The following is a 19,265-nucleotide window of genomic DNA, read 5'->3' as shown; positions in this document are numbered from 1 at the left end:
CATGAGCATACTCATTCTCGGCGGCACCGGGGAGGCTATGGCACTCGCCCGGGCGCTCGCGCCGGATTCGCGTTTCGCGCCCCTGCTCTCGCTCGCCGGCCGGACGAAAAACCCAGCGCCGCCGCCGATCCCCTGGCGCTGCGGCGGGTTCGGTGGCGCTGCCGGTCTCGCCGCCTTTCTCGCAACGCACCAATTCGCCGCCATGATCGATGCAACGCACCCGTTTGCGTTGCAGATTTCGGCCAACGCGCGCAAGGCGGCGGCCATCGCGGGGGTGCCGCTCCTTACCCTCACCCGCCCGCCTTGGATCGCCAAACCCGGTGAGCGCTGGACCATCGTCCGCGACCTCGCCGCCGCGGCACAGGCGCTTGGGCCAAAGCGGCGGCGTGTTTTTCTCACCATCGGCCGCCAGGATCTCCTGCCCTTCCGCGCCGCCCCCTGGCATCATTACCTGATCCGCAGCGTCGATCCGCCCGATCCCGCCTTCCTCCCGCCCGATTGTGACATCATCAGTGCGCGCGGGCCATTTTCGGAAGATGACGAGCGCGCCCTGCTCGCCTCGCGGGCGATCGAGATTCTGGTGAGCAAGAATTCCGGCGGCGCGATGCGCGCAAAGCTCGATGCGGCGCAGGCGCTCGCGATCCCGGTGGTGATGATCGCGCGCCCGCCGCCGCCAGCGAGCGGTCCCGTCGTCACCGATCGCGACGGCGCGCTGGCCTGGCTCGGGCGGCTTCATGACGCAAAACGCGGCGTGTAAAACCACGGGCGTGCGCCGGGACGCGCGATCAACCGGCTCGCCCGCGCGCCGATGATGACCAATGTTGCCATGTCGGCACGCGCGGGATCGGCGCTCGCGAGCGAAAACAGCGTGATCCGCTCATCGGCGCGCCCGATCGCGCGCGCGAAGGCGACCGGTGTTTCGGGCGGGATCGTCTCGCGCAAAATCGCGAACGCCGCGCCGAGCTGCCAGGGCCGTGCGCGCGAGATTGGGTTATAGAGCGCGATGACGAAATCCGCGTCCGCCGCCGCCCGCAAGCGCTTTTCGATCAAGGCCCAGGGCTTGAGGTTGTCCGAGAGCGAGAGCGCGCAGAAATCATGCCCGAGCGGCGCGCCGAGCCGGGCACTCGCGGCCAGCATCGCGGTGATCCCGGGGATGACAGCGACATCGAGCGCCCGCCACGCGGGATCACCTGCTTCCATCGCCTCGAACACCGTCGCCGCCATGCCGAAAACGCCGGCATCACCGCCTGAGACCAGGGCGACCGGTTTGCCCGCCGCGGCCAGCGCCAGCGCCTGCTCGGCGCGCGCGCGTTCGACGCGGTTATCGGACGGATGCCGACATTGACCCGGGATTTCGGCAAGGCGCGCGAGATAGGGGGCATAGCCGAGAACATCGCTCGCTTGCGCCAGCGCGTCTTTCGCCTCCGCCGTCATCATCGCGTCACCCGCCGGCCCGATCCCGATGACGAAAACCCGCCCGCTCATCGTCGGCCGCCGCGTATGGCGATGATGAGCAGCGAGAAATAGGGTGCGGGTAAGGCCGGATCGCGCGCCGCAAGCTGCATCACGCACTCCCCCGCCATCGTGCCGCGCTCGATATAGACGGCGTCATCGAGCCGGCCGGCATCCTCCAAAGCTTTGCGAACCTTGCTGAGATTGCGCCCGAGTTTCAGAATAACGGCGGCCTCGACGGTGGCAAGTTTGGCGGCCAGCGTCGCCGCATCGAGGGTTGCCGGCAACACCACAAGGGATTCGCTGCCGCGCAGCAAAGGCAGCCGCGCCCGCGCCCAGCAGCCGCTCATGCCGGAGACGCCAGGGATGATTTCGGTCGCGAACTCGGCATCGAGACGTTCGAGAAGATGAAGGCCAGAGCCATAGAAAATCGGATCGCCCTCGCAGAGCAGGGCAATGTCGTGCCCGGCGCCAAGCAGCCCCGCGAGCCGCGCCGCGGCATCCCTGTAAAACGCCGCGATCTCGCGCCGATAGCGTGGATCGTCGCTCGGAATTTCGGTGGTGAGCGGGTATTCGAGGCGGATTTCCTCGCAATCGCGCCGGATATGGTTGGCTGCGATGGCGCGGGCATGGCCGCGCTCGCCGCGTTTGGCGAAATAGGCGACGACGCCGGCGGCCTCGCAGAGCCGCGCCGCCTTCAGCGTCATCAATTCCGGATCGCCGGGGCCGACGCCGATCACCCGCAGGATGCCCGCCCTCATGACATCATTTGTCATCGGCGCGCGAGCCCCGCAAGCGCATTCACCGCCGCCGCCGCCATCGCGCTGCCGCCGCGCCGCCCGGGCAGGACGAGGAACGGCACCCGGCGATCGGCGGCGAGGGCTGCTTTCGACTCTGCGGCGCCGACAAAGCCGACCGGCATCCCGATCACCGCCGCCGGCCGCGGCGCGCCGGCATCGAGCATTTCGAGAAGGCGAAACAGCGCCGTCGGCGCATTGCCGATGACGACGAGAGCACCGGCCAGACGCTCTCCCCAAAGATCGAGCGCCGCCGCGGATCGTGTGGTTGCAAGCCGCGCCGCGAGCGCCGCGATGCCGGGCTCTGCGAGGGTGCAGATCACCGGATTGGCGGCCGCAAGGCGCGCGCGCGTCACCCCTTCCGCGACCATGTTGGCGTCGCAGAAAATCGGCTTGCCGGCGGCAAGTGAGGCGATCGCGGCATCACAAAAATCGGGGTGAAACAGCAGATCATCGGCGATCTCGACCATGCCGCAGGCGTGGATCATGCGCACTGCGATCGTTGCTTCCGCTTGCGAAAACCGCGCGAGATCGGCTTCGGCGCGAATGATCGCAAACGAGCGCTCATAGATGGCAGCGCCGTCGCGGAGATAGTCTCGCTCGCTCATGGTTCGAGAATGCCAGAAAGGATTTCGCCGACATCGTTGCGCCGCGAGCGCCAGAGATCACGCGCGCGCATCGCGGCAAAGCGCGCGGCGAGCGCCCGGCGCGCCTCCCCATTGGCTGCGGCGAGAAACGCATCGACGTCGGGGTTGCCAAGGGTTGCCGCAAACAAGAGATCGAACTGGCGATCGAAACGCGATGGCAAAGTCATGGCAAAGAGCGAAAGCGGCGAGATCGCGCGCGCGATTTCGGCGGCCCCGCGATAGCCGTGGCGCATTTGTCCGGCGATCCAGCGCGGGTTGGCGGCGCGCGCGCGCGTCACCTGCGCGATCTCCTCGGCCAAGGTCGCAACACGCAAGCCGCCGGCCGCGGGGCGCGCGTAATGGAGCGCGGGGCTCGCGCCAAGCAGCGCCGCCGCCGCGGCAAAGCCGCCGGCGTGGGCGGCGATTTCGTCATCGGCGAGGACATCATGTTCATTATGATCGGCGATATGGAAATAGGCGTCGGCGCCGGCAATCCGGGCCGCCAATCCCGCTTGATCGGCAAGCCCGTCCTGCCCCGTGCCATAGGCGAACGCCGATTGCGCGAGATAGGTGCGGCCGAACTCCGCCGATCCCGTCTCGGGATCACCCAAATCGCCGAGCGCGAGGCCATAGACGCCAGGCGCCGGGCCATAGATCCGGCGCACCGCCTCGCCTTGCCGCGCGCGCGCAGCCAGCGGGTTCCATGCCGCGTCTTCGTCGCGCGCCGCGATCATCGTGACGGCATCATCGAACAACGCGATTTGGGTGGCAAAGGCATCGCGGAACAGGCCGGAAATGCGCAGTGTCACATCGATGCGCGGCCGGTCGAGTTCGGCGAGCGCGAGCACCGCGATACCATTGACGCGGTGCGAGCCCGCGTCCCAAAGCGGCCGCGCCCCGAGCAGCACCAGGGCGAGCGCGAAGGCCTCGCCGCCGGTCCGCATCGTCGCACTTCCCCAGAGATCGATCACCAGCCGCTTGGGCCAGGCGCCATGCCGGCGCAGATGGTCCTCGAGCAAAGAGGCGGCATGTTTCTCGGCGAGCGCGACGGCGGCGCGCGTGGGGATGGCGCGCGGATCGAGGCTGATGATATTGCGCCCGGTCGGCAACACATCGACCCGCCCGCGCGAGGGGGCTCCCGCCGGGCCGGGCGGAATGAAGCGGCCATCGAGGGCGGCGAGAAAGTTCCGCGCTTCATTCGGCGCCGAGGCATCGAGGCGGGCAGCGATCTCCGCTTCGCCGACCGTCGGCGCCGCCTCGCGCAGCGCCGCCAACAAGGCGCCCCGTTGCGCCGGCGCGCGCGCAAACACATGCAACCCATCGCCGATCAAGCGATCCTTGACATCGCAGAGATAGGCATCGAGTTTGGCAAGCAGTTCGTCCTCGCGCGCGCTATCCTCGCACCCGGCTTCGGCGGCAAGGCCCGATGAGCGCGCGCGCGCGAGAATCTCGCGGCGAAGATGGCGCGCGCGCTCTCGATCGAGCCCTGACGCCGCCGCATAATCATCGATCAGGCGTTCGAGCGCGGCGGCTTCACCATGCAAGCCGGCGCGCATCAAGGGCGGCGTCAGATGGCCGAGCGTGAGTGCGCCGAGCCGCCGCTTCGCCGCCGCCGCCTCGCCGGGATTGTTGACGATGAAAGGATAAATCACCGGAAGGCCGCGCACGAACAGTGCTGGAAAACACGCCTCATGCAGCGCCACCGCCTTGCCCGGCAGCCATTCCAGCATGCCGTGCGCGCCGAGCGGAACAAGCGCATGGATGCGCTCGCGATGGCGGAGCCAGAGATGAAACGCGACATAGCCATGGCGCGGCGGCAGATCGGGATCGTGATAGGTTTCCTTGCGCCTTCCGGCCTCACCCCGATCGGGCTCGATCACGGCAAGGATATTGCCGAGACGAAGATGGCGCAGCGTGAAATGCCCGCCAACGCAAGCGGGATCCGCCTCCGGCGCGCCCCAAGCAGCGGTGATCCGCTCGCGCGCCGCCACCGGCAATTCGGCAAAGAGCGCGTGATACTCTGCAAGCGAGAGGATAGGCGTCGGCTCGGCGTCACACAGCGATCCCGCCAAGGCTTCGCGCGCGAAGGGTGCGATGGTGTAGCCGCCGGCGCCAAGGAGATCGCATATTGCCGCGAGACTGCCCAAAGTATCGAGCCCGACAGCATGCGCGCGCCCACCAACGAGGGTCGGATAATCGGCGAGCACGATCGCAAGCCGCCGCTCGGCGCGCGGTGTCGTGGCAAGCCGCAGCCAGCCGATCGCAAGGTCCGCAGCGCGGTTGATCCCGCCGGGATCGGGCGCGTGCTGCTCGGGCACGAATTCGCAATCGCTGGCTGGGCTTGCCGGCGCTTTGAAAGAGATCGCACCGGCGAGCAGGCGGCCATCGAGTTCAGGCAGCACCACCTGCATCGCAAGATCGGCGGGTGCGAGGCCGCGCCGCGATTTTTCCCAATCCTCGCGTGATCCGCCGGCGAGCACGAGTTGCAAAATCGGCGCGTCCGCCGCCTCCAGCGGCGAGGGCGTTCCATCCCCGCCGCGCGCGGCAAACCCGGTCGCCGCAAGCACGATTCCAGGGCGCGTCGCGGCAAGGGTTTCGGCGATAAAGGCCCTTGCCGTCGCCTCCTTCAACGAATCGACAAAGAGCAGCCGCGCGGCAACGCCGGCGCGCGCAAGCGCCGCGGCCAAAGCCTCGATCGGCGCGATATCACCGGCGAGAAGATGGGCGCGGTAAAAGACGATCGCCGCCTCTGCCCACGCACTTTGCCGCGTTGCGTCCGGCATGATCAGCGCGTATTCGCCGCAAGACGGCATCGCCACGACCGGCGCGCCGCTATCCTCGCAGAAACCACCGAGATGGGCGGCGAGCCCGAGAGCGCCGGCAACGTTGTCAACGCCGCCTTCGCGAAAGAAGCGATCAAGCCGCGCAAGCGCCGCCGCCGTCACGGTGGAAAGGGCCGCGAGTTCCGCATCCTCGCGCTGATCGCCGGCGAGCAGCGCGAGTGCGATACCGCGCGCGCGGCAGAGGGTGGCGAGTTCCTCCACGCCATAGCGCCAGTAATCGAGGCCGCCGAGCAGACGAACGATGATGACACGCGCGTTTGCGGCGACGTTTTCGAGATAGAGATCGACCGACATCGGATGCCGGAGTTGTCGCAGATTGGCAAGGCGAAGGCGCGGCGCCGCCGCCTCCTGCCATCCCGCCCGCAACCGCGCCCAAGCGCGTGCGGCGGCGGCGAGGTCGCTTGCGGCAAACGAGAGAAATACCATGTCGGCCGGGGTCTGGCCGAGATCGATCGCCGCTTCGTCTTCATCGAGCGCGCGCGTCTCGCGGACCAGGAGATGCATCGGCTCAGCGCGTCAGTGCGGCGCTGATCGCGGCGCGATCGAGACCACGCTCGCCAATCACCACGAGGCGCGCGCGGCGCGGCTCATCGGCGCGCCATGGGCGATCGAAATAATGCTGAAACCGCGCCCCGACGCCTTGGATCACGCAGCGCAACGCCCTATCGGGTGGCGCGAGAAAGCCCTTGACGCGGAGAATGTCGTGCTGCTCGGCGAGCAGGCGGAGCCGCGCGACCAGGGGCTCCGGTTCGGCGGTTTCGGGAAGATCGAGGACGAAACTCTCGAAATCATCATGCTCGTGCGCACCATCGACAGCATCGTGATGGGACGGGCGCGCCGCGAGATCGTCCTCGGCCTGGGCTGCGAGCCCGAGCAGAATGCCGGGATCGATTTTTCCCTGCGTGATGCTGAGAATTTTCACCGCGCGTGGAATTTTCGTGGAAATGTCCGCGGCCAGGGCCGAAAGCGCCACCGGATCGAGGAGATCGGCCTTATTGAGGAGCACGAGATCGGCGGCGTTGATCTGGTCCTCGAACACTTCGGCGAGCGGGTTGTCGTGATCGAGCGCCGGATCGGCGGCGCGTTGAGCGGCGAGCGCCGCTGGATCGTCGGCGAACCGTCCTGCCGCCACCGCCGGCGCATCGAGCACCGCGATCACGCCATCGACCGTCATGCGCGCGCGCACGTCTGGCCAGTTGAACGCCTTGATCAGCGGTTTCGGCAGCGCGAGGCCCGAAGTTTCGATCAGGATATGCTCGGGCGGCTCGGCGCGATCGAGGAGGGCGGCCATGGTCGGCAGAAAATCCTCGGCGACGGTGCAGCACAGGCAGCCATTGGCGAGTTCGACGATGCTATCCTCGGCACAGCCGGGAATGCCACAGCTTTTCAGCAAGTCCCCGTCGATGCCGAGCGCCCCGAATTCATTGACGATGACCGCGATGCGCCGCCCGCCCGCATGTTCGAGCGTATGGCGCACCAAAGTGGTTTTGCCGGCGCCGAGAAAACCGGTGATGATGGTCGCGGGGATTTTGCCCGACCCTGAATTGGTGACATTGGCAGATCGCATGCGATACTCTCCGGGGCACGGCATCGCCCGCGGCCGGCATCGCGGCAACGGAAGCGGCGCAACGCGCCGTCGCCGCCAGGGCACCCCGCCTGGTGGCGCGATCAGGGGTGATGGCAGGTCTCCTGGCTCGCGGATCCGTCGCCCCCGCCCGCCTTCCCGGAAATCCCAGTGGCGTTTGGACAGAGGCTTTCCGCTCACAGTTGCGGGGGCAGCCGCGGCTTTGGGGCGCCTCATGTGCCCGGCACCGCGTTCCCTTTTCATCTCCCTCGCGGGAGAACCATCGCCGTGGTTTTATGGGCGGGCGGGTTCGGAAGTCAATGCGGGAGGTTGGGCGGCGATGGCGCGGGTGACCCTTATTCTCGGCGGTGCGCGCTCGGGGAAAAGCGCCGAGGGCGAGCGCCTGATCGCGCGCCATCCCGGCCCGCTCGCCTATATCGCGACCGCCGAAGCCGGAGACGCCGAAATGGCGGCGCGGATCGCCGCCCACCGCGCCCGGCGCGGGCCACACTGGCGGACGATCGAGGCGCCGATCGCGCTCGCCGCGGCGATCAGCGAGGCGGCGTCCCTGCCGACCCTGGTCGATTGTTTGACGCTCTGGCTTTCCAATCTGATGCTCGCCGGCAGCGATATCGCGCTCGCGGCGGCGGCGCTCGAGGAGGCGCTTTTCGCCCATCCCGCGCCGATCGCGCTCGTCGCGAACGAGGTCGGGCTCGGCATCGTACCCGATAATGCGCTCGCGCGGCGATTCCGTGACGAGGCCGGCGCGCTCAATCAAAGACTTGCGGCCCGCGCCGATCGGGTGCTGATGATGGTCGCCGGCTATCCGATCGAGGTGAAACGCCCATGAGTGAGACTTCCGAAACGCCCGAAAGCGCCCGCCACCGCGCGCGCATGGCCAAACGCAAGGCGGTTCAGGACGCCGAGGTTGCGGCGAAAACCATCGAGAAGGGCCTCCTCATCGTCCATACCGGGCGAGGCAAGGGCAAATCGACTGCGGCCTTCGGCCTCGCTCTGCGCATGCTCGGCCATCAGCGGCGGGTCGGCGTCGTGCAATTCATCAAAGGCGCCTGGCAGAGCGGCGAGCGCGCCGCGTTGGCCCGTTTCGATGATCTCATCGAATGGCACACGCTTGGCGAAGGCTTCACCTGGGAAACCCAGGATCGCGCGCGCGACATCGCCGCCTGCGCGCAAGCCTGGGCCGTGAGCACCCGCCTGCTCGCGCGCGAAGACATCGCGCTCGTCATCCTCGACGAACTCAACATCGCCCTTCGCTATGATTATCTCGCGCTCGATCAGGTTCTCGCAGCGATCGCGGCGCGGCCACCCATGCAGCACGTCGTCATCACCGGGCGCAACGCGAAGCCCGAACTCTGCGCGGCGGCCGACCTGGTGACGGAAATGACGCTCACGAAACATCATTTCGCCGCCGGCGTGCGCGCGCAGCAGGGGATTGAGTTTTAAGAATTCCATGAGTTTGAGGAAGACTCTGTTCTTTTTTGAAAAAAAGAACCAAAAAACTTTTCTCCTGTTGGGCAGTGCCTGCGGCACTGCCCGCGCCACGGAAGTCGCCGCTCCGAGGAAACGGGACAAAAGTCTTTTTGCTTCTTTTTCTTCAGAAAAAGAAGATCTTTCATGACAGCGCGCGCGCTGATGTTCCAAGGCACCGGCTCGAGTGTCGGCAAATCGCTGATCGTCGCCGGGCTTTGTCGTGCGTTTGCGCGGCGCGGGCTCCGTGTCGCGCCGTTCAAGCCGCAGAATATGTCGAACAACGCCGCGGTGACGCCGGAGGGCGGCGAGATCGGGCGGGCGCAGGCGCTGCAGGCGCGGGCTGCGGGAATCGCGCCGAGCGTGCATATGAACCCGGTGCTGCTCAAGCCGCAAAGCGAGATCGGGGCGCAGATCGTGCTGCGCGGCCACGTGGTCGGGGCGGCGCCGGCGCGCGCCTGGCAGGCGAGAAAACGTGAATTTCTGCCGGCAGTCATGGAAAGTTTCGCGACCCTCGGCGCGGCGCATGATCTGGTTCTGGTCGAAGGCGCAGGCAGTGCCGCCGAGGTCAATCTCCGCGAAAACGACATCGCCAATATGGGATTTGCGCGCGCCGCTGGGCTTCCCGTGGTGCTGATCGGCGATATCGACCGCGGCGGCGTGATCGCGAGCGTGATCGGCACCAAAACCGTGCTCGCGGCGGAAGATGAAGCGCTGATCAAGGGGTTTATCATCAACCGGATGCGCGGCGATGCCTCGCTGTTCGCTGATGGCATGGATTTCATCGCCGCCCGCACCGGCTGGGCCGCGCTCGGCCTCGTGCCGTTTTTTGCGCAAGCGCGCCATCTGCCGGCGGAAGATGCCGCCGATCTCGCCCCGAGCGCGGCCACCGCGGGGCGGCTTCGCCTCGTCGTGCCGCTTTTGCCCCATATTGCGAATTTCGACGATCTCGACCCGCTTTTTGCCGAGGCCGACATCGCGTTGACGCTCGCGCCGCGCGGTGCGCCATTGCCGCCCGCTGATGTCATTCTTCTCCCCGGCTCGAAAGCGACGCGCGCCGATCTCGCGGCGTTGCGCGCCGAAGGGTGGGACATCGATCTTCTCGCCCATCATCGCCAGGGCGGCGCGCTGATCGGGATTTGTGGCGGGTTTCAGATGCTTGGCGAGGACATCGCAGATCCTGACGGGATCGAGGGCGAGGCCGGCCACTCGCCCGGTCTCGGCCTGCTCGCCTTCCGTACCGTTCTCGGGCGAGCAAAACGTCTCGCGGAAGTGGCCGGCGTCAATCTCCTCGATCAAACCCCGGTGCGCGGCTATGAGATGCATCTCGGCGAGAGTTTCGGCCCCGCCCTCGCCCATCCTCTGCATCGCCTCGCCGATGGCCGCGCGGAGGGGGCTGCTTCCCTCGAGCGCCGGGTTTTCGGCACCTATCTGCACGGGATGTTCGCCGATGATGCCGCCCGCGCCGGCTGGCTCGCGCGCTTTGGCGCCGCGTCACGGCTGCCCTCCTTCGACCACCTGATTGAGACGACGCTCGATGCCCTGGCCGATCATCTCGCCCGCCATATCGATCTCGCGGCCCTCCTCAGCCTCGCGCGATGACGGCGAAAAGCAGCACGAGAGCGAGGGTGAGCGCGACGGCGCGGCGATAGAGCGCGAGCGCGCCGGCGAGATCGCGCGCATTCGCCGCAGCCCGCCCATCGCCCATCCAAGCGTCGAATACGGTAATGCCCTCATAAACGCGTGGCCCGGCGAGGCGGAGCCCGAGCGCGCCCGCCATCGCCGCTTCCGGCCAGCCGGCATTGGGCGAGCGATGATGCCGGGCATCACGCAACGCCGCCCGCAGCGCCGCCGGCAGACGCCGCGGCGCCGCGAGCGCGAGCAAGAGGGCCGCAAGCCGCGCCGCCGGGAGATTGATCAGATCATCGAAGCGGGCCGCGGCAAAACCGAAATCGGCAAAACGCGCGGTGCGATGGCCGATCATGCTGTCGGCGGTGTTGGCGGCCTTGTAAAGCGCAAGGCCGGGAAGACCGAACAGCGCGCACCAGAACGAAGGCGCGATGACGGCATCGGAAAAATTCTCGGCGAGACTCTCGATCGCGGCGCGGATGACCCCGGCTTCATCCAGCGCCGCGGGGTCGCGCCCGACGATTGCGCCAACCGCCGCCCGCCCGCCGGCAAGGCCGCCGCGCGCAAGCGCTTCGGCAACCGCGCGAACATGGTCATGGAGACTGCGCGAGGCCAACAGCGAAGAGGCGATCACGCCGAGCACGAGATCCCCCATGACGCCGGGCAGCAGGCGATGACAAAGCGCCTCCACCCCGATCGCTGGCAGGGTGGCGGCGAGCAGCACCAGCGCGAGCGTCAGCGCGCCCAGCGCCCGGCGCCGCGCGGGGCCGAGGGTTGCGCGGTTGCAACGCCGCTCAAGCGCTGCGATCAGCGCGCCAAGCCAGGTGACGGGATGGCCGATGCGGCGGTAAAGCCACGCCGGATAGCCGAACACGGCCTCAAGGATCAGGCCGGCGGCGAGGAGGGTGAGATGAGCGCGCATCGCGGGGCATTCATGGCGGGGCGGCGATGAGCGGCCAAGAGGCACCGCCCGTTCATGGCGGGCAGCTCGGCGCGTTTCGCCGGCTGTTTCCCGAGGCGCCGACGCCGATCCTCGATCTCTCGACCGGGATCAACCCCTATCCTTACAAGGCGCCGGCGCTTCCCGAGACGCATCTCACCCGGCTTCCCGAGCCCGAAGCCCTGGCGGCGCTGGAAGCGGCGGCGGCGCGGGCCTATGGCCTCGCGGCGGGCGAAGCGGTCGCAGCCCCCGGCTCGCAAGCGCTGATCGGGCTGTTGCCGCGGCTCCTCCCCCGGGCGGAAGTCGCGGTGCTCGCGCCGACCTATGCCGAGCATGCTTTCGCGTGGCGGCAAGCCGGGCATCGGGTGCGCGAGGTCGCGAGCCTCAGGGAGGCACAGGCGGCGGAAATAGTGGTGCTCTGTAACCCCAACAATCCTGACGGGCGCGTGATCACCGCCGCCGACCTCGGCGCGTTCGCAGCACCCCTGGCGGCACGCGGCGGCCTTCTCGTGGTGGACGAAGCCTTCGCCGATTTCGCGCCGGACGGGGTTTCCGTGGTGCCGCGGTTGCCCGCGCGCGGCGTCATCGTGCTGCGCTCGTTCGGCAAGGCGAGCGGGCTCGCCGGGCTCCGGCTCGGCTTCGCGCTCGCCCCGGCGGACCTCGCATCGCGGCTCCGCGCCGCGCTCGGGCCCTGGCCGGTCAGCGGTGCGGCGATCACGATCGGGGCCGCGATGCTCGACGATGCCGCCTGGCGCGCGGCGATGGCGGCGCGGCTCACCGAGGATGCAACCCGGCTCGATACCGCGCTCGCCGCCGCCGGCCTTGCCCCGCGCGGCGGCACAGCGCTATTTCGCCTCGTCGAAAGCGAAGACGCGGCTGCGGTGTTCGCGCGCCTCGGCGCCGCCGGCATTCTGGTCCGCCGCTTTCCCGCCCATCCGCGTTGGCTCCGCTTCGGCCTCCCCGGCGCGGCTTTCCCCCGCCTGCGCGCGGCGCTCGCGACGCTCGCGGAAATGAGGAGAAATGTTCTTTTTTGAAAAAAAGAACCAAAAAACTTCTCTCCGTTGGGCAGCGCCAACGGCGCTGCCCGGTCACGCCGTCGCCGCGTCCGCCATCAGGCGAAGCGCGGTCGCGAAAGCGGTTTCGACGGTGAGCGCGCTCATGTCTTCCGACTCCCCGAGCGCCCAATCGGCGAAGCGACCGGCCGGGGCCATTTCGGCGGCGCGATCGCGGGTTGCAGCGCACAGCCCGACCGTCGGCACCCCGGCGGCGGCGGCGAGATGCATGAGGCCGCTATCATTGCCGACATAAAGGGCACAACGCTGCAAGCAGGCGGCGGCCTCGGGCAGGCTGAGCTGGCCACGGAGATCGATCGCCTCGGGAAGGAGGGTGAGAAGCGGCGCCGCCATCGCCCGCTCCGCCTCGCCCGGCCCCGCGAACACCGCCGCCACCGCGCCCGGCAGTTTTTCCGAGACAAGGCGCCGGAACAGCGCCGCGAAATGCGTCGCCGGCCAGGCTTTCGGCGGCCAGTTCGCGGTCGGCCCCAAGCCGATCACCGGGCGATCGGCGGGCAAAAACGCCGCGGCGTGAGCGCGGTCGGCATCATTCACCCAAACGACCGGCAGCGGCGCCGGGCGGATCCCGAGGGCTGCGGCGAATTGCTCGTGCTTGCGCCCCAACGAGCGCCGCGGCTTGAGCACGCGTTTGCGCGCCCAGAGGAAGTAAGCCGTCATCGAGCGGCGGAAATCGACCACCAGATCCCAATGCGTGCCCACCACCTGCCGCCAAAGGTCGAGCCAATGGAGATCATAGCGGCGTTTATCGAAGATAATGGTGCGCTCACGGTTCGGCATGCGCTCGAACACCCCGGCCGCGACCCCGCCGCAGGCGATGGTGATGCGGGCCTCGGGGTAGGTGCGGATCAGATAATCGAGCACATTGGTGGTGATCACCGCATCGCCGATGCGGTTGGCCGAAATGAACAGGATGCGCATCAGCGCGGGCCGGGGCAGAAGCAGCGTGGTTCGGTTGCCATGCCCCGGCCATAGGCCGCCGCCGGGGCAAACGCAACGCCCGCCCCGCCGGCACCGAAACGGCGCTACTGGAAAGGATAATAGCGGAAGCTCAGGATATACATCTGTTCGTTGACGGTCGGCGCGCCGCCGATGCCGCGAAAATCGCCGCGGCGGATATATTCATATTGCGGGCCGACGAGGAAGACGCCGACATTGTTGCCCTCGAGGAAACGCCACCAGGCGCCGACGGTGACTTCGGTGGACGAGGCGAAATTGGCAACGCACGGCGTGCCGAGCTGAATGTCACAGCCGGCATTGGAATAAAGCGGGTTGCCATAGCCATAGGCTTTGCCGTTGACATTGAAGCTCTCCGCTGAGACCTGTTCGCGGCCGAGATAAGAGTAGATATCGATCGCATCGGTGGGATGGCCGATGGCGCCGAGCAGGAACGTCGCCGCCGGCAAGGGCTTGGCGGCGCCGTTGGGGCCGATCGTCGCATCGGGCAAGCCGGAGGACGTATAACGCCCCATCCCGTAACCCCACGACTCCGTGGTGTATACGTCGAGCTTCTGGTCGAAGAGGGAATAGAGCGCGGTGCCGCCGATGCCGCCCATCCCAACCACGTGGTTCTGCCCGCCGTCGCCGAGCGTGGTGCGGGTCTGAGCGGAACGCGCAACACCATAGACCTCGTAATGCCCGCCAAAGCCCGGATCGGCGGTGGCCTTGAGCACGGCATCGGGCGTCAACTCGTTGGTGTAGCTGGTGCCCGAATAGAGCGTCGGCCCGCCCGGGAAGTAATAGCTGGTGGTTCCCGGCGCCCCCGTCCCGTTCGGCCCGAGCGCATAGACCGTCTCGGGGCTTTCGATGGCGAGACCGACATTGAAGACGTTATCGTCTAAACTTTTGACCAAGCGGAGACCGAAATTCCGGTTCCATTGGAAGCCGACCACGTATTGCGCGTCAGGATCGATCGGGATCAGCTCTTGGCGCGGCACCATTCCCACCTTGAACGGCACCACGAGCGACCAGATCTCGCCGAACGCCGCGTGAAGTCCGAGGTCGGAATCATCGACCTGCGCATAATAGAGGCGCCAGCGCGGCGTGTAGGAATTGCTCTGGATCGCGTTGGCGGTGGGCGGGGCGGAAAGGAAATCGCCCTCGAGATAGGCGGCGACCGAAATCGAATCCGAAATATTCCCCTGCGCGAGTGCCGCCCAGCGGCTCTGACGCGCATCACCCCGTATTTCCGACATATAATATTCCGGGTTGTTCGGCAGCGGAATGGCGGTGCCGAACCCCGAATTGATGCCGGTGGTTTCCGCGTGATCGCGGTAGATAAGCGGCGCTTCGACATAGCCGCCGAGCGTCAGCGCAAGGCCGCCGACTCGTAACGAATAGCCGGGGGCCATCTGGGTCAGGATCGCCGGGCTCGCCGACGAGAGCGAATCAGAGCCCGGCGGCGGCGGCACGGTGGTGATCGGCACTTGATCGGAGAAGGCCGGCGGTGGCGTCAGGTTGATGTTGGTGCCGCCTGCCGCTGGCGGCGCGATATTGGGCGGCACTTGCTGGGGCACCAGCGGCGGCGGCGCCCCCCCTTGCGCCTGAAGCGTGCCGGCGGCGAGCGGGGCGGTGGCAAGCCCCATCGCCGCGGCGGTGCCCGGCCCGCCACCGGGCGCGATGGCGGCGTTGCTCGGGGCGGCATTTTCCGCGGCCTTCAGCTTGGCGGCTTCGGCGGCTTTCGCCTTGGCCTCGGCGGCGAGCTGTTTTTTCAGTTGCTGCAACTGCTTTTGCAGATCCTGGATTTGCTTCTCGACCGCATCCAAATTGTCATCGCTCGCTTGCTGCGCGCGCGCCGCGAACGGGGCGAGGCTGACGGCGGCAGGGACGGTGGCAAGCGCGGTGGCAAGAGCAAAAGAAAGGCGCCGTGAGGGGCGCCATACCGATGAGATCATCAACATCACGGGGTCCGCGTCGCTGGTGGGGAAAGCACGCGGACCTTAATCGTCTGAGATCACCGTTTCGTGACCATTGTGAAGACAATTTTATGACAAGATCATGACGTAATATAACTATACGATATAACTAATTCGGGCACGCAAGCGCCCCCGCCGGGGGTGGGCATCCCCCACCGTGTCGGGATGTCGCGAACGTCAGATATTCAGATATAATGTTCGGCCAAGGGCGCGAAGCCGTTGAAGCCTTGGCTGGCATAGGTGCTGACATAGGCGCCGGTCGCGAGCAGGGTGACGGCGTCGCCGCTGGCGAGCGCCAACGGCAGGCGGTAGTCGGCTTTTTCATAGAGGATGTCGGCGCCGTCGCAGGTTGGCCCGGCGATCGCGACCGGGCCGGTCGCGCCGCCGTCATGCGGCGTTTTGATGGCATAGCGAATCGCCTCGCCCTCGGTTTCGGCGAGGCCGCCGAAGCGCCCGATATCGAGATAGACCCAGCGGAGATCGCTCTCTGGGTCGCGCCGGCTGACCAGCACCACCTCGCTCTGCACCGCGCCGGCATCGCCAACCACGAAGCGCCCCGGCTCGATCGCGATATCGGGAATGGCATTGCCGAAATGCCGGGTCAGCGCCCGGGTGATGGCGTGGGCGAAGTGATCGATGCCCGGCACCGCGTCGCGATAGCGGACCGGGAAGCCGCCACCGAGATTGAGCAGGCGAAGATTGACCCCGCGCTCGGTGAGATCGGTGAACAGCATGGCGACCTGACCGATCGCCGCCTCATAGGCGGCGCCATGCTTTTGCTGGCTGCCGACGTGAAAGGAAAGCCCGTAAGGGTCGAGCCCGATCTCGCCGGCGCGCAGCATCAAGGCGCGGGCCTGTTCGACGCTGGTGCCGAATTTGCGCGAAAGCGGCCAATCCGCCCCGTCATTGGCGACCAGGATGCGGCAATAGACCCGGCTTCCCGGCGCGTGGCGGGCGATTTTTTCCAGCTCCTCGGCCGAATCGAAGGCAAAGAGCGAGATGCCGGCGTGATGGGCTGCGGCAATCGCGCTCGCTTTCTTGATGGTGTTGCCGAAGCTGATCGCCTCGGGGCGCGCGCCGGCGGCGAGACAGGCGGCGACCTCCTCGAAGCTCGCGGCGTCGAATGCGCTCTCAAGCCGCACCAGGCGCTCCAAAATTGGCGCCGCCGGATTGGCCTTGACGGCATAATAGATGCGCGCGAGCGGGAGCGCCGCGCGGAGCGCGCGGTAATTCTCCTCGACGCGATCGACATCGACCACCAGGCACGGCGATGCCGGCTGAACCTCGGACAAATAGCGGGCGATCTTCGGCGTCATAGCACCGTGCCTCCCCGGAAAAACAGGCGCCCGTCTGTAGCGAGACGGCGGGCGGAGTTGCGAAACGGTCGAACGAACCAGCGACCAGACGATTGCCAGAACGCTTGACGTCGTTGCGTAACCACTAAGGTTAGAGGCACGTGCGTTGCTGCGTAGAAGCGGCACATAGACCCCTCCCCCCCTCGGCGCAAGGGGAAATATGCGCCTTTCGCGCGTCATTTCATCGCCGATGGGTGGAGCGGGGCGGCGGTTCATGCTACTGCACCGGCATGACACGCCCTCTGATCGCCGTGCTCAACGGCCCCAATCTCAATCTGCTCGGCACCCGCGAGCCGGCGCTGTATGGCGCGGCGACCCTCGGCGATGTCGAGGCGCTCTGCGCCGAGATCGCCGAGGCGCTTGATCTCGCAATAGATTTTCGCCAAACCAATAGCGAGGGCGAGCTGATTTCCTGGGTCCAGGAATGCCGGGAGCGCGCCGCCGGGGTGATCATCAACCCGGCCGGCTATGGCCATACCTCGATCGCGCTGATGGATGCGTTGCTTACCCTCGAGTGCCCGATCATCGAGGTGCATCTGACCAATATCCATCGTCGCGAGCCTTTCCGCCGCCACAGTTTCACCTCTGAAGCGGTGCAAGGGATGATTTGCGGTCTTGGCGTACGCGGCTATGCGCTGGCGTTGCAGGCGATCGCCGAACTGCTGCAAGAGGAGGCGGCATGAGTGAGTTGCCCTTCGATCCGGCGGCGATCCGCCTGCTTGCCGCGATCCTTGGCGAAACCGGCTTGACCGAAATCGAGATCGCCGAGCAGGATCGGCGCATCCGCATCAAGCGCACGCCGGCGCCGCTCGCGATGTCGGCCGCCGCCGCGCCGGCCGGCGGCTTGCCCGCGATTCCAGCCGCGGGCGATGCGCCAGCCGCGCTCCCGGACGATCCAGCCAAGCATCCCGGCGCCGTTCTGAGCCCGATGGTCGGCGTCGCCTATCTCGCGCCCGAGCCTGGGGCGCCGAATTTCGTCACCGTCGGCCAAGCGGTCGAGGCTGGGCAGACCCTTCTCCTGATCGAGGCGATGAAGACCTTCAACCAGATCAAGGCGCCGAAAGCGGGGACGGTGAGCCGCATTCTCGTTGCCGCCGGGGCGCCGGTGGAATTCGGCGAGCCGCTTTTGATCCTCGCCTGAGATGGCCTTCTTCCACAAAATCCTGATCGCCAATCGTGGCGAGATCGCGCTCCGCATCCAGCGCGCGTGCCGCGAACTCGGCATCCCGACGGTTGCCATCCACTCGACGGCGGACGCGACCGCGATGCATGTCCGGCTCGCCGATGAGAGTGTCTGCATCGGCCCGCCGAGTGCCCGCGAGAGCTATCTCAACATCCCGGCTATTCTCTCCGCCGCCGCCATCACCGGGGCGGATGCGATCCATCCCGGCTATGGCTTTCTCTCGGAAAATGCCCGCTTCGCCGAGATGGTGGAGGCGCATGGCCTTACCTTCATCGGACCGAGCCCGGCGCATATCCGCATGATGGGCGACAAGATCGCCGCCAAGACCGCGATGGCCGGGCTCGGCGTGCCGCTGGTGCCGGGTTCGGATGGCGCCGTCGCGACCCTCGACGAGGCCCGCGCGGTTGCCGGGCGGATCGGCTATCCGGTGCTGATCAAGGCCGCCGCCGGCGGTGGCGGGCGCGGGATGAAGGTCGCGGCGAGTGCCGCCGACCTCGAGGAGGCATGGCGGGTCGCGCGCACCGAGGCGGCCAGCGCCTTCGGCAATGACCAGGTCTATCTCGAAAAATATCTCGACCGCCCGCGCCACATCGAATTGCAGGTGCTGGCCGACGGGCACGGCCACGTCGTCCATTTCGGCGAGCGCGATTGCAGCCTCCAGCGCCGGCACCAGAAGCTGCTCGAAGAGGCCGGCTCGCCGGCGCTCGACGCCGCCGCGCGCGACGCCCTCGGCGCGCGCGTCACGGCAGCGCTCGCCGAACTCGGCTATCGCAATGCCGGCACGCTCGAATTCCTCTATCAGGACGGCCAGTTCGCGTTCATTGAAATGAACACGCGGCTTCAGGTCGAGCACCCGGTCAGTGAGCTGATCGCTGACGTCGATCTCGTGCAGGAACAGATCCGCCTCGCCGCCGGCGAGACGCTCGGCTACACCCAGGCCGATATAAGCTTTTCCGGCCATGCCATCGAATGCCGGATCAATGCCGAGGATCCGCTGACGTTTTCGCCAACCCCGGGGCGCGTCAACGTCTTTCATCCCCCCGGTGGGCCTGGCGTGCGGGTCGATTCGGCGCTTTATGCCGGCTATGTGGTGCCGCCTTATTATGACAGCCTGGTCGCCAAGCTGATCGTCCATGCCCCGAGCCGGCGGGAAGCGGTTGCGCGCTTGGCCCGCGCGCTCGATGAATTCGTCATCGATGGCATCAAAACGACGATCCCGCTGCATCAACGCATCGTGCGGGACAAAGATTTCCTCGCCGGGGATTATACCATCCACTGGCTCGAGCGCTTTGTCGGAGGTGAGTAAAAGCGGTTCTTTTTTGTAAAAAAGAACCAAAAAACTTTTCCCTGTCGGATGCTTGCCATTCCGAGAAACCGGGAAGAAAGTATTTTTGCTTCTTTTT

General features: G+C 67.1%; 18 protein-coding genes and 1 riboswitch. Of the genes, 9 read left to right on the top strand and 9 right to left on the bottom strand.

What is annotated here, in order from left to right; translation table 11 throughout:
* Position 1 precedes the first annotated feature (1 nt).
* Positions 2-757, top strand: coding sequence for a cobalt-precorrin-6A reductase (locus tag DEF76_RS17860; RefSeq protein ID WP_114913985.1), 756 nt, complete (start codon positions 2-4; stop codon positions 755-757).
* Here the strand turns inward: DEF76_RS17860 and cobJ are convergent.
* The 5 genes from cobJ to cobW are packed head-to-tail and all read right to left on the bottom strand — an operon-like array spanning position 733 to position 7,285.
* Positions 733-1,485: a precorrin-3B C(17)-methyltransferase gene (gene cobJ, locus DEF76_RS17855; protein ID WP_114913446.1), complete on the bottom strand. Its 753-nt coding sequence runs from the start codon at positions 1,483-1,485 to the stop codon at positions 733-735. The two genes, DEF76_RS17860 and cobJ, sit on opposite strands and share 25 nt — an antisense overlap.
* Positions 1,482-2,213, bottom strand: coding sequence for a precorrin-2 C(20)-methyltransferase (locus DEF76_RS17850; RefSeq protein WP_205216055.1), 732 nt, complete (start codon positions 2,211-2,213; stop codon positions 1,482-1,484). Before DEF76_RS17850 ends, cobJ begins: the two co-directional genes overlap by 4 nt.
* Before the next feature lie 11 nt (positions 2,214-2,224).
* Positions 2,225-2,857 (bottom strand): precorrin-8X methylmutase, encoded by a 633-nt coding sequence (locus DEF76_RS17845; protein WP_114913444.1) that lies wholly within the window; start codon positions 2,855-2,857, stop codon positions 2,225-2,227.
* A complete protein-coding gene (gene cobN / locus DEF76_RS17840) occupies positions 2,854-6,222 on the bottom strand; it encodes a cobaltochelatase subunit CobN (protein ID WP_114913443.1) in 3,369 nt (1,122 codons plus the stop codon). Before cobN ends, DEF76_RS17845 begins: the two co-directional genes overlap by 4 nt.
* Positions 6,223-6,226: 4 nt before the next feature.
* A complete protein-coding gene (cobW, locus tag DEF76_RS17835) occupies positions 6,227-7,285 on the bottom strand; it encodes a cobalamin biosynthesis protein CobW (RefSeq protein WP_114913442.1) in 1,059 nt (352 codons plus the stop codon).
* 95 nt (positions 7,286-7,380) lie between these two features.
* A riboswitch (cobalamin riboswitch) is annotated at positions 7,381-7,582 on the bottom strand.
* A 40-nt stretch (positions 7,583-7,622) separates the two neighbouring features.
* Here cobW and cobU point away from each other — a divergent pair.
* The 4 genes from cobU to DEF76_RS17820 are packed head-to-tail and all read left to right on the top strand — an operon-like array spanning position 7,623 to position 10,372.
* Positions 7,623-8,132 carry a bifunctional adenosylcobinamide kinase/adenosylcobinamide-phosphate guanylyltransferase gene (gene cobU / locus DEF76_RS17830; protein WP_114913984.1) on the top strand — a complete coding sequence of 170 codons (510 nt, stop codon included), beginning with the start codon at positions 7,623-7,625 and terminating at the stop codon, positions 8,130-8,132.
* Positions 8,129-8,746, top strand: a complete 618-nt coding sequence (gene cobO, locus DEF76_RS17825; RefSeq protein WP_114913441.1) for a cob(I)yrinic acid a,c-diamide adenosyltransferase — start codon at positions 8,129-8,131, stop codon at positions 8,744-8,746. The genes cobU and cobO overlap by 4 nt, the downstream gene beginning before the upstream one ends.
* A 7-nt stretch (positions 8,747-8,753) precedes the next feature.
* On the top strand, positions 8,754-8,921 hold the full coding sequence (locus tag DEF76_RS19555; protein WP_162800740.1) for a hypothetical protein: 168 nt from the start codon (positions 8,754-8,756) through the stop codon (positions 8,919-8,921).
* Entirely contained in the window at positions 8,918-10,372 is a 1,455-nt protein-coding gene (locus tag DEF76_RS17820) for a cobyric acid synthase (protein WP_114913440.1), read from the top strand. Before DEF76_RS19555 ends, DEF76_RS17820 begins: the two co-directional genes overlap by 4 nt.
* Here DEF76_RS17820 and cbiB read toward each other — a convergent pair.
* Positions 10,356-11,321, bottom strand: a complete 966-nt coding sequence (gene cbiB / locus DEF76_RS17815; RefSeq protein WP_114913439.1) for an adenosylcobinamide-phosphate synthase CbiB — start codon at positions 11,319-11,321, stop codon at positions 10,356-10,358. The genes DEF76_RS17820 and cbiB overlap by 17 nt on opposite strands.
* Before the next feature lie 26 nt (positions 11,322-11,347).
* Between cbiB and cobD the strand changes: the two genes are divergently transcribed.
* A complete protein-coding gene (gene cobD / locus DEF76_RS17810) occupies positions 11,348-12,373 on the top strand; it encodes a threonine-phosphate decarboxylase CobD (RefSeq protein WP_114913438.1) in 1,026 nt (341 codons plus the stop codon).
* 54 nt (positions 12,374-12,427) lie between these two features.
* On the opposite strand, the gene DEF76_RS17805 is transcribed toward cobD, so the two are convergent.
* From DEF76_RS17805 to DEF76_RS17795, 3 genes are all read right to left on the bottom strand, one after another.
* Positions 12,428-13,330, bottom strand: coding sequence for a glycosyltransferase family 9 protein (locus tag DEF76_RS17805; protein ID WP_114913437.1), 903 nt, complete (start codon positions 13,328-13,330; stop codon positions 12,428-12,430).
* A gap of 104 nt (positions 13,331-13,434) precedes the next feature.
* On the bottom strand, positions 13,435-15,309 hold the full coding sequence (locus tag DEF76_RS17800; RefSeq protein WP_114913436.1) for a hypothetical protein: 1,875 nt from the start codon (positions 15,307-15,309) through the stop codon (positions 13,435-13,437).
* A 200-nt stretch (positions 15,310-15,509) separates the two neighbouring features.
* Positions 15,510-16,640, bottom strand: coding sequence for a type III PLP-dependent enzyme (locus tag DEF76_RS17795; protein ID WP_114913435.1), 1,131 nt, complete (start codon positions 16,638-16,640; stop codon positions 15,510-15,512).
* Positions 16,641-16,909: 269 nt separating this feature from the next.
* On the opposite strand from DEF76_RS17795, the gene aroQ reads away from it, so the two are divergent.
* Genes aroQ through accC form a run of 3 tightly spaced genes read left to right on the top strand, consistent with a single transcriptional unit; the run spans position 16,910 to position 19,168 of the window.
* Positions 16,910-17,362, top strand: coding sequence for a type II 3-dehydroquinate dehydratase (aroQ, locus tag DEF76_RS17790; protein ID WP_114913434.1), 453 nt, complete (start codon positions 16,910-16,912; stop codon positions 17,360-17,362).
* On the top strand, positions 17,359-17,820 hold the full coding sequence (locus DEF76_RS17785; RefSeq protein WP_114913433.1) for an acetyl-CoA carboxylase biotin carboxyl carrier protein: 462 nt from the start codon (positions 17,359-17,361) through the stop codon (positions 17,818-17,820). The genes aroQ and DEF76_RS17785 overlap by 4 nt, the downstream gene beginning before the upstream one ends.
* A 1-nt stretch (position 17,821) precedes the next feature.
* Positions 17,822-19,168, top strand: a complete 1,347-nt coding sequence (gene accC, locus DEF76_RS17780; protein ID WP_114913432.1) for an acetyl-CoA carboxylase biotin carboxylase subunit — start codon at positions 17,822-17,824, stop codon at positions 19,166-19,168.
* The last annotated feature ends 97 nt before the right edge of the window (positions 19,169-19,265 follow it).

This window comes from Acidibrevibacterium fodinaquatile (genome assembly GCF_003352165.1).
GTDB lineage: Bacteria > Pseudomonadota > Alphaproteobacteria > Acetobacterales > Acetobacteraceae > Acidibrevibacterium > Acidibrevibacterium fodinaquatile.
The sequence above is the reverse complement of the archived record's forward strand: the minus strand, read 5'-3'. Positions and strand labels throughout refer to the sequence as shown.